At 66.7% G+C, this 9,112-nt stretch carries 10 protein-coding genes; 5 read left to right on the plus strand and 5 right to left on the minus strand.

Annotation, left to right across the window (positions count from 1 at the left end):
* Together RKP46_RS04470 and RKP46_RS04475 are read left to right on the plus strand one after the other, a co-directional pair.
* A partial coding sequence (locus RKP46_RS04470; protein ID WP_311105520.1) for a hypothetical protein occupies positions 1–768 on the plus strand: 768 nt, incomplete at its 5' end.
* Positions 769–992: 224 nt separating this feature from the next.
* Positions 993–1,574 (plus strand): hypothetical protein, encoded by a 582-nt coding sequence (locus RKP46_RS04475; protein WP_311105521.1) that lies wholly within the window; start codon positions 993–995, stop codon positions 1,572–1,574.
* 649 nt (positions 1,575–2,223) lie between these two features.
* Here the strand turns inward: RKP46_RS04475 and RKP46_RS04480 are convergent.
* From RKP46_RS04480 to RKP46_RS04495, 4 genes are all read right to left on the minus strand, one after another.
* The gene (locus RKP46_RS04480) at positions 2,224–2,517 is read right to left on the minus strand and encodes a type II toxin-antitoxin system RelE/ParE family toxin (protein ID WP_311105522.1); all 294 of its coding nucleotides are present in this window, start codon (positions 2,515–2,517) and stop codon (positions 2,224–2,226) included.
* The gene (locus RKP46_RS04485; protein WP_311105523.1) at positions 2,505–2,777 is read right to left on the minus strand and encodes a CopG family ribbon-helix-helix protein; all 273 of its coding nucleotides are present in this window, start codon (positions 2,775–2,777) and stop codon (positions 2,505–2,507) included. The genes RKP46_RS04480 and RKP46_RS04485 overlap by 13 nt, the downstream gene beginning before the upstream one ends.
* Positions 2,778–3,047: 270 nt before the next feature.
* Positions 3,048–4,793 carry a cation:proton antiporter gene (locus RKP46_RS04490; RefSeq protein ID WP_311105524.1) on the minus strand — a complete coding sequence of 582 codons (1,746 nt, stop codon included), beginning with the start codon at positions 4,791–4,793 and terminating at the stop codon, positions 3,048–3,050.
* A 66-nt stretch (positions 4,794–4,859) separates the two neighbouring features.
* A complete protein-coding gene (locus RKP46_RS04495; protein WP_300327715.1) occupies positions 4,860–5,354 on the minus strand; it encodes a C40 family peptidase in 495 nt (164 codons plus the stop codon).
* A gap of 44 nt (positions 5,355–5,398) precedes the next feature.
* Between RKP46_RS04495 and RKP46_RS04500 the strand changes: the two genes are divergently transcribed.
* Positions 5,399–6,847 carry an NAD-dependent succinate-semialdehyde dehydrogenase gene (locus RKP46_RS04500; protein ID WP_311100397.1) on the plus strand — a complete coding sequence of 483 codons (1,449 nt, stop codon included), beginning with the start codon at positions 5,399–5,401 and terminating at the stop codon, positions 6,845–6,847.
* 15 nt (positions 6,848–6,862) lie between these two features.
* The gene (locus tag RKP46_RS04505; protein WP_311105525.1) at positions 6,863–7,525 is read left to right on the plus strand and encodes a hypothetical protein; all 663 of its coding nucleotides are present in this window, start codon (positions 6,863–6,865) and stop codon (positions 7,523–7,525) included.
* 14 nt (positions 7,526–7,539) lie between these two features.
* On the opposite strand, the gene RKP46_RS04510 is transcribed toward RKP46_RS04505, so the two are convergent.
* Positions 7,540–8,421: a dienelactone hydrolase family protein gene (locus tag RKP46_RS04510; RefSeq protein WP_311100399.1), complete on the minus strand. Its 882-nt coding sequence runs from the start codon at positions 8,419–8,421 to the stop codon at positions 7,540–7,542.
* Between the two features lie 149 nt (positions 8,422–8,570).
* Between RKP46_RS04510 and RKP46_RS04515 the strand changes: the two genes are divergently transcribed.
* The coding region (locus RKP46_RS04515) for a peroxidase-related enzyme (RefSeq protein ID WP_311105526.1) at positions 8,571–9,112 on the plus strand (542 nt) is incomplete at its 3' end.

Consider the following 9,112-nt stretch of genomic DNA (forward strand, 5'->3'; position numbering starts at 1 on the left):
TTTTCCGGCCTTACCAGCTTCAGCTACAACATCTCCGACGGCTTCGGCGGTACTGGCACTGCCACCGCGATCATCGATGTCGCCCCGCTGCTTACCGTCACCCGAAGCATCGGTGACGCACCCGAACGCCAGTCTGGCGCAGGCGGCCAATGGGCGGCGGCGTGGACCAACAGCGCGATCGTCAGTGCGATCACACACAAGGCGGACGTCACGAACATTGGCGAAAGCTGGAGCGCCGTCCGATTGTCCGGCCTCAGTCCACAGACCTTGGCCGGCGGTGACATTTTCAACGGCGATCTGGGGGTCAGCGCTCAATCGGTGGCGAGCAGCAGCGTTCGCCAGGAAATCGACGGAAGGGAAGGATTGCGCCTTGATCTGGCCGAAGCAGCGGCCGGTCTGACGGTTTATCTGTCGCGCCTGTTTGCCCAGGACGACGGCGGCAGCTTCTTCGAAAGCGGACGCGTTCGCCTGCTGGACGCTGCTGGCCTGGTCGTCAAGGAGGGCGTTTTCCACGCCGCGAACCTGACCGGACGCCAAACGCTGACCTTGGATTCGGACATTGCTTTCAGCACCGTCGAAATCACTGCCGGGGTGTACAACGCAGCGGGCAGCTTCGTTCATGGTGGATACGCGCTGGCGGACGGCAGCTTCGCCAGCGAGGTCAGCATCGACGCGCTCGGCGGCAAACACGGGAGTGATTTCCTGATCGACAAGATCGACTTTCAGGTACCGGTGGCCGGCGTGCCGCTGGAAGTTTTTCTCGCCTGAACGCGGTGCACGGTTTGCTATCCGCACGTCGATCTGCCCGAGGCGATCGGGCCAGGGCCAGCGAGAAGCGTCGTGCCGATTGGCGCTGCTTGAGCGAGCCGGCGAACCCCCAGTTCGCTTGCGCGAGAATTGCCTTGACCGACTGAAGAGATTTGATCAAACAAACACCTGCGCGACTCCACCGCCCGGCTAAGCCGCGACCCTCCACCCATAGGAACGATGCCATGAAATCCCCACCCATTCTCCGCAAGCTTGAAAGCGGACTGTTGTTGTGCTGCGCGGCGCTCAGCGCCAATGTTTCGGCGGCGGTGATCATCGAACGTCTGCCGACGGCAACGGCTACCGGCATTCAGGCCGATAACAGCAGCGGCGCGCCGTACTCCGAGGCGGTGAGCCTGGCGGCAACGACGATCAATCATTTCACCTGGTGGGGTTACTACCTTGGTGGTGGGCCAGCGGACGACCTGTTCGTCGCGCAGTTCGACGGTGCCAGCCTGTCAGGCAGCGTGAGCAGTTTCGCCGCCGGCCAGGTCGACGGAATCGATCTCTACCGCTATGAGCTGGCCTTGACGACGCCTTACGTCTTCGCCGGTGGCACCGATCTGCAGATCGACCTGATCAACGACAGTCTGAACGTGGAATGGTACTGGCAGGGCGCCGACGCTTCCGTTGGCAGCCATGCGCCTCGCGCGCTGCGCCTGGCGCAGAACGAGCTGCCTGAGCCTGGATTGCTGGCCCTGCTGGCGGCCTGCGGGATGTCGCTGCTCCTGCTTGGCCGCCAGAGTTCCGCTACCGGGAAGCGGTAGCGGGTTCGTCTGGCGATCGCTTGAGGCGCGTCGCGCGCTCGACCAGGCGGCCGAAAGCCTCGTTCAGGGGTTCTAACTTTCATGCCGTATCGCGGCACCCCTGATGATGAAAGATACTGAGAGGATGCGTAGTCGGGCAGGGGCCGAGGTGGAGAAAGGATTTGATGGCAACGACCGCGAAACCTGGCTCGACCCGCCAACATTCACTCGCACCCCGGATTGCCTGGCACCCACTTGAGAGAGTTGGTGGACAGCGCAGGCTAAAAGGAGCCGTCGACGTCTGACAGGCCGTTGAATGATGGCGCCCTTGGGCGACGCACACTCGGAATCATAGTGCGTTTCGTTCAAGGAGGTTTCATGGAAATGACGCCGATAAACGGGTCATTGGACTCGATGTTCATCAAGCCAAGATCAGTGCCTGTGCGTTGATCGAGTTGGCCGACGGCACGGTTACGGTAGACTACTGGCGGATGCAGGCATCCGACTCAACGTGCTGGTCTCGGATATTCATGGCCAGGCGGGACGGGCGAGGGTCAAAACCCTGATTGATGGCAATGCTCTCAATCTACCACCCTATTGTCATACCAACCGCTTTGTTGCATGTGCTGGTCGATCTTCGCTGCCCGTCGGCGGAGTTCGTTCATGCTCATCAGTAGCCCGCCTCTTTCTGATGCCGGAATGCCAGAACATATACCGCATCGGCAGCCGGTTCGTGGCGGTACAGGGCGACATAGCCGGAATCCCCGAAGGCAATCACCAGTTCGCGCAGCTCCGGTGTTTCATGGAACGGACGGCCAATGTCGGGTGCCGTTTCCAGCAGCAGGAATTGCCGCTCGATGGCCTGACCTGCTCGCCTGGCGGCATCCGGGGCTTTGACGGCAAGGAAGCGCCGGCATCGCTCCAAGCCTTCCGCCGCGCCTTCGGCGACGATTACTTGTGGCACTCAGGAACCGCCTTTTCATCTTCGGTGCCCCAAGTGCTCAACCAGGTGCGAACTTCCTGGCCAGTCAGGTGCCGACCGGTTTCCTGATAAGCTACCCAGGATGCCAAGGCTTCCTGCTTGAAGCTCTCGCGAGCTTCCTCACGCTCGACGTACTGCCGGATGGCTTCGAGCATGATCCAGTGGGGCGAGCGACGGCGCTGGGTGGCGAGGTGGTGGACGCGACCTTTCAGCGTGTCGTCAATCTTGAGCGATGTTGCCATTGCTGCTCTCCTATTACTTGGTGATACCAAGTGAAAATCTAACCCTTCCTGCCCTGTCCGTCAAACGATCGTTAGTCGGTCAAGTCGGACGCTGCCCGGTAAATACTTGTAAGCTAATTATGGATTCCGGGTTGGTGCCCGCGCACCCAGCGCGACACGTGGACCATGTTACATTCCGCCCTATTTTCCCCTCAAACAGCGACCGTCATTACACCCCCAAGACGGGCATCAGCCGCGCTCGCCGGCGAGCGACGTTTTCTGTGCTCGCCCTCAGCCCGGCGGGTCGTCGGCGTCGCTGCTGGCAGCGGCTTCCGGCCCGGCGCGCACCAGCGCGTAGTCGCTGCTGCGCACGCCGCGCAGCAGCAGATCGGTCTGCTCGCCCGGGATGCCGAGGATTTCGAGGCTCTCGGCGCCGAGGCGCAGGCTGGCTTCGAGGGTTTCCGGATAGGCCTGGTTGACGCCGGCGCGATAAAGCGCGTCGCAGGTGGCGAGGTCACGCGCGCGGGCGACGATCGCAATGTCCGGCGAGTGCGTGCGGATCATCGCCGTCGCGCGCAGCGCGGCGTGCCGGTCGTCGATCGTCAGGACGACCAGGTCGGCTTCGTGCAGCGCCGAGCTGGCGAAGAGTTCGGGGTCGTCGATGTTGCCGTAGAAGACCGGGTGTCCGGCGCTGCGCCATTCGGCGACGAGCGTGGCGTTCTTGTCGAAAGCGACGTAGGGGATGCCGTTGTGCGCGAGCAGCGTGCCCACCGTGTGGCCGACGCGGCCGTAGCCGGCGATGACGACGCGCGCGACGTGTTCGCCGCCGGCGGGCGGGCGGAAGCGCTCGTGCACGCCGCCGGCGGGTTCGTGCAGCCGGTTGGCCAGGCGGTCGCCGAGCTTGACGAGCAGCGGCGTGAGCAGCATGGTGAGCGAGATGACGGCGACGCCGGTGACGAAGACGAGGTCGTCGATGACGGCGAGCGCTTTGGCCGCGCCGAAGACGACGAAGCCGAATTCGCCGCCCTGCGCGAGCAGGAAGGCGACGCGCAGCGCGGTGCCGCGGCCGGTGGCGAAGAGCAGGCAGAGCAGGTAGAGGACGACGACCTTGATGACGATGATCGCCAGCACGTGCAGCGCGAACTGCAAGGGCTGGGCGGCGAGCGCGCCGACGTCGACCGACATGCCGACGGCGACGAAGAAGAGGCTCATCAGCAGGCCCTTGTGCGGCTCCATCGTGGCTTCGATCTGCAGGCTGTAACGCGAGGTCGACAGCATCATTCCCATCAGGAAGGCGCCGAGCGCCATCGACATTCCGGCGTGGTCCATCGCCCAGGCGGCGACGAAGACGGCGGCCATCGCGGCGAGGAAGAAGGCTTCGCGGTTGTTGCGCCGGGCGAGCGTGTCGAGCACGCGCGGCACCAGGTAGCGGCCGCTGACCAGGACGAGCGCGACCATCGCCAGCGCGCTGCCGATCTGTTCCCAGAGCGGCATGCCTTTCGGCAGCGGGCCGGCATCGGCGAGCACCGGCACCATGGCGAGCAGCGGGACGACGGCGATGTCCTGCATGAGCAGCACGGCGAAGGCGGTCTGCCCGTGCCGGCTGGCGATCTCGCCCTGTTCCCTGAGCATCTGGATGACGAAGGCGGTCGACGAGAGCGCGAAGCTGGCGCCGAGCAGGATGGCGGTCGGCCAGGCCGGGATGAACAGGCGGAAGTAGGCGGCGATGGCGAGCGCCGAGACGATGATCTGCAGCGATCCCAGCCCGAAAAGCGTTCGCCGCAGTTCCCACAGGCGGCGCGGCTTCATCTCCAGACCGATCAGGAAGAGCAGCAGGACGACGCCGAGTTCGGTGAAGTGGCGCACGTCGTCGACCCGGTTGGTGACGAAAGGTCCGGGCGTGTGCGGGCCGACGATGATTCCGGCAACGAGCAGACCGAGGATCGAACCCAGTCCGAAGTGGCGGAAGACGGCGACGGCGATCGCCGCGACGACGAGCATGAGGACGGCGGAATGAACGAAGGATTGCGGGTCCATGCGGGGCAGTCGGTGGGTGGTGGAAAGGGGTGGGCGCTCGCCGGCGCGCGGCCGGCCGGGCGGCGCTCAGTCGAAGTAGCTGCGCGCGCTTTCGAAGCGCTGCGCGTAATAGGGGGCGGCGAGCTGGTCGATGCGCACGCGGCCGTTGGTCGACGGGGCGTGCACGAAGCGGTCGTCGCCGATGTAGATGCCGACGTGCGAGAACGGGGCGTTGCGCGTGTTGAAGAAGACGAGGTCGCCCGGGCGCAGGTGCGTGCGCGCGATCGGCCGGCCGCGCCGGGCGATGTCGGCGGCGCTGCCGGCGACGTTCAGGCCGGCGGCGCGCCGGTAGATGTACGACACCATGCCGCTGCAGTCGAGGCCGGCCGACGGGTGCTTGCCGCCGAAGCGGTAGTCGGTGTCGATCAGGCTGAGCGCGTAGAGGACGACGTTGTGCCCCTTGTCGCTCGCTGCGGCGCCGGCAGCCGGGCGGGGCGCCGTTGCCGCCGGGTCTGGCGGCAGGCTGCTGCAGGCGGCGACGAGCAGCCCGAGGGCACCGACGATGATCGTTTGGAGACGCATGGTGCACAGTATAAACTGCCGTTTTTGCTTTTTCGGAGACGGCCATGCAACTCGCCGACGCGCGCCTGCTGCTTTCCGCAGCTTATCTTGACGGTCGTTGGCAGGCGGCCGACGATGGGCAAAGCCTGCCGGTCTGCGACCCGGCGAGCGGCCAGGAGATCGCGTGCGTGCCGCTGATGGGGGCGGCCGAGACGGCGCGCGCGATCGACGCCGCCGCCCGCGCGCTGCCCGCGTGGCAGGCGCGCACGGCGAAAGAGCGCGCGGCGATCCTGCGCCGCTGGTTCGAGCTGATCGTCGGCAACGGCGAAGACCTGGCGCAACTGATTACCGCCGAGTGCGGCAAGCCGCTTGCCGAGGCGCGCGGCGAGGTCGCTTACGGCGCGTCCTTCGTCGAGTGGTTCGCCGAGGAAGGCAAGCGCGCTTACGGCGAGACGATTCCGAGCCCGGCCGGCGACCGCCGGCTGTTGACGATACGCCAGCCGATCGGCGTCTGCGCGGCGATCACGCCGTGGAATTTTCCGCTCGCGATGATTACGCGCAAAGTCGCTCCGGCGCTTGCCGCCGGGTGTACGGTCGTCGTCAAACCGGCCGAGCAGACGCCGCTGACCGCGCTGGCGCTCGCCTGGCTGGGCGAGGCGGCCGGTTTGCCGGCCGGCGTGCTCAACGTGCTGACCGGCGATCCGCGGGCGATCGGCGGCGCGCTGTGCGCCAGCCCGCTCGTCCGCAAGCTATCGTTCACCGGGTCGAGCGAGGTCGGCCGGCAATTGATGGCGCAGTGCGCGCCGACCGTCAAGCGGCTGTCGCTCGAACTCGGCGGCAACGCGCCGTTCATCGTTTTCGACGACGCCGACCTGGCGGCGGCGGTGGAAGGCGCGCTCGTCGCCAAGTATCGCAATACCGGCCAGACCTGCGTCTGCGCCAACCGTCTGCTCGTCCAGGAGGGCATTCACGATCGTTTCGTCGAGCAACTGGCGGCGCGCGTGGCGACGCTGCGCGTCGGCGCGGGCAGCGAGGAGGGCGTCGCGCAGGGGCCGCTGATCGACGCGGCGGCGCTGGCCAAGGTCGAGGCGCTGCTCGCCGATGCGCTCGCCCAGGGCGCGCGCGTGCTCACCGGCGGCAAGCGGCACGCGCGCGGCGGGCGCTTTTTCGAACCGACGGTGCTCACCGGGGCGACGCCGGCGATGCGCCTGGCGCGCGAGGAAGCCTTCGGACCGCTGGCGCCGGTCTTCCGCTTCACCGACGAGGAAGAGGCGATTCGTCTGGCCAACGACACCGAGTATGGCCTGGCAGCGTACGTCTATACGCGCGATGTGGCGCGCTGCCTGCGTCTCGGCGAGGCGCTCGAGTACGGCATGGTGGGTATCAACACCGGCCTGATCTCGAACGAGGTGGCGCCTTTCGGCGGCATCAAGCAGTCGGGAATCGGGCGCGAGGGTTCGCGCCACGGGCTGGCCGAGTATCTCGCGGTGAAGTATCTCTGCTTCGCCGTCTGAGCGCGCGCGGTCGCCATGCTCAAGCTGTTGTTCGTCGGGTTGCTCGTCGGCGGCCTGATCTGGGCCGTGCTCGCCTGGCGGCGTGCGCTGCGCGGGCAGCGCGAGCGCTACATCGATTCGTACCCGTACGCAAAATTCCTCGACCAGCGGTTGGCGGCGCGCCGGCCGGAACTCGACGCGGCGCAGCGCGCGCTCGTTTTCGACGGTCTGCGCGAGTATTTCCAGCTTTGCCGCGAGTCCGGTCGGCGGATGGTCGCCATGCCGTCGCAGGTGGTCGACGACGCCTGGCACGAGTTCATCCTGTTCACCCGGCAGTACGCGCGCTTCTGCGAGCACGGGCTGGGGCGTTTCCTGCACCACACGCCGGCTTCGGCGATGCGCTCGCCAACCGACGCGCCGGACGCGATCAAACGCGCCTGGCGGCTGGCCTGCCGGCGCAGCGGGATCGATCCGGCGCAGCCGCAGTCGCTGCCGCTGCTTTTCGCGCTCGACGCGCTGCTCGGCATCGCCGGCGGTTTCGTGTACCAGCTCGATTGTCTGGCCGCTGCCTCAGCCGGCAACGCAACGGCTTTCTGCGCCGGGCATATCGGCTGCGGCGGCGGTTGCGCCGGGAGCAGCGGCGACAGCGACGCGGCCGGTGACGGCGGCGGTTGTGGTGGTGGCTGCGGCGGCGATTGAGGACGCCGCGCCGTTCACACGCCCTGCGCTTTCAACCAGGCTTGCAGCCGGCGCCAGCCGTCGTCGGCTTCGGCTTTGCGGTACGACGGCCGGTAGTCGGCGTGGAAAGCGTGCGGCGCGCCGTCGTAGACGTGGATGTTCGACGCCTTGCTGGCGGCTGCGCTGCCCGGCTGGGCGAGCGCCTGGCGCATCTGCTCGACGCTGTCGAGCGGGATGCCGCTGTCGGCGCCGCCGTACAGGCCGAGCACCGGCGCCAGCAGACGGCCGGCGACATCGAGCGGCTGCTTCGGCGTCATCTCATTGGCCGGTCCGACCAGACGCCCGTACCAGGCGACGCCGGCTTTCAGTTGAGGGTTGTGCGCCGCGTACAGCCAGGTGATTCGCCCACCCCAGCAGAAGCCGGTGATCGCCAGGCGGTCGCTGTCGCCGCCGTTGGCTTTCGCCCAGGCGACGCAGGCGTCGAGATCGCTCATCACCTGCGCGTCGGGCACTTTGGCGACCAGCTTGCTGATCAGTTCCTGCACGTTCGCGTACTCCCGCGGATCGCCCTGGCGGGCGTAGAGTTCGGGCGCGATCGCCTGGTAGCCGAGCTTGGCCAGGCGTCGGCAGACGTCCTTGATGTGTTCGTGCACGCCGAAAATCTCCTGCACGACGAGGACGACCGGCCACTTGCCGGCACCCGCCGGCTGCGCGCGGTAGGCGGGCATTTCGCCATCGGCCGTCGGCACCTTGATCTCTCCGGCGCGCAGGCCGTCGGTGTCGGTCGTGATGACGCTTTGCGCGGCGACCGGCTGCACCGCCAGCGCGAAACCGGCGCCGAGCGCGCTGACGATGAACTGGCGTCGATTGAAGGCGACGGCGGGGACGAGGCTGTCGAAGTCGGAAGTATCGCGCACGGGTCTCTCCTCTGATCAGGGTGGGTTTTGTGTATCATGCCACGGTCGGCTATCCTCTGACCATCGGGCAGCCGATCAATTCAACCCGCCGCGGCGCGCGCGCAGCCGGCGCTGCGCTTCGCCTCGGCCTTGCCGCAAAGGAGTGAATGATGGAGCAGCCGATCAGCCGTTTTCCCGTGCCAGCGCTTGCCGACCTGCCCGATGACGTGCGTGCGCGCATCCTGGCAGTGCAGGAGAAATCGGGTTTCGTCCCGAATGTCTTTCTCACGCTGGCGCATCGGCCGGACGAGTTTCGTGCCTTCTTTGCCTATCACGATGCGCTGATGGAGAAGGAGAGCGGCTTGAGCAAGGCCGAGCGCGAGATGATCGTCGTCGCGACGAGCGGTGCCAATCAGTGCCAGTACTGCGTCGTCGCGCACGGCGCGATCCTGCGCGTGCGTGCGCGCAATCCGCTGATCGCCGATCAGGTTGCGGTGAACTACCGCAAGGCCGACCTGACGCCGCGCCAGCGGGCGATGCTCGATTTTGCCCTGAAAGTCGCGCTGCGCTCGGCCGAGGTCGGCGAGGCCGATTTCGCCGTCTTGCGCGAGCGCGGCTTTTCCGAGGAAGACATCTGGGACATCGGCGCCGTCGCCGCCTTCTTCGCCATGTCGAACCGTCTGGCCAACATGACCTCGATGCGGCCGAACGA

Source organism: Accumulibacter sp. (assembly GCF_031732815.1).
In the GTDB taxonomy this organism is placed as follows: Bacteria; Pseudomonadota; Gammaproteobacteria; order Burkholderiales; family Rhodocyclaceae; genus Accumulibacter.

Bases quoted from the DNA above. Each gene is read 5' to 3' on its own strand.
- RKP46_RS04475 (WP_311105521.1), top strand. From the start codon at position 993: ATGAAATCCCCACCCATTCTCCGCAAGCTTGAAAGCGGACTGTTGTTG.
- RKP46_RS04495 (WP_300327715.1), bottom strand. From the start codon at position 5,354: ATGCGTCTCCAAACGATCATCGTCGGTGCCCTCGGGCTGCTCGTCGCC.
- RKP46_RS04490 (WP_311105524.1), bottom strand. From the start codon at position 4,793: ATGGACCCGCAATCCTTCGTTCATTCCGCCGTCCTCATGCTCGTCGTC.
- RKP46_RS04505 (WP_311105525.1), top strand. From the start codon at position 6,863: ATGCTCAAGCTGTTGTTCGTCGGGTTGCTCGTCGGCGGCCTGATCTGG.
- RKP46_RS04500 (WP_311100397.1), top strand. From the start codon at position 5,399: ATGCAACTCGCCGACGCGCGCCTGCTGCTTTCCGCAGCTTATCTTGAC.
- RKP46_RS04485 (WP_311105523.1), bottom strand. From the start codon at position 2,777: ATGGCAACATCGCTCAAGATTGACGACACGCTGAAAGGTCGCGTCCAC.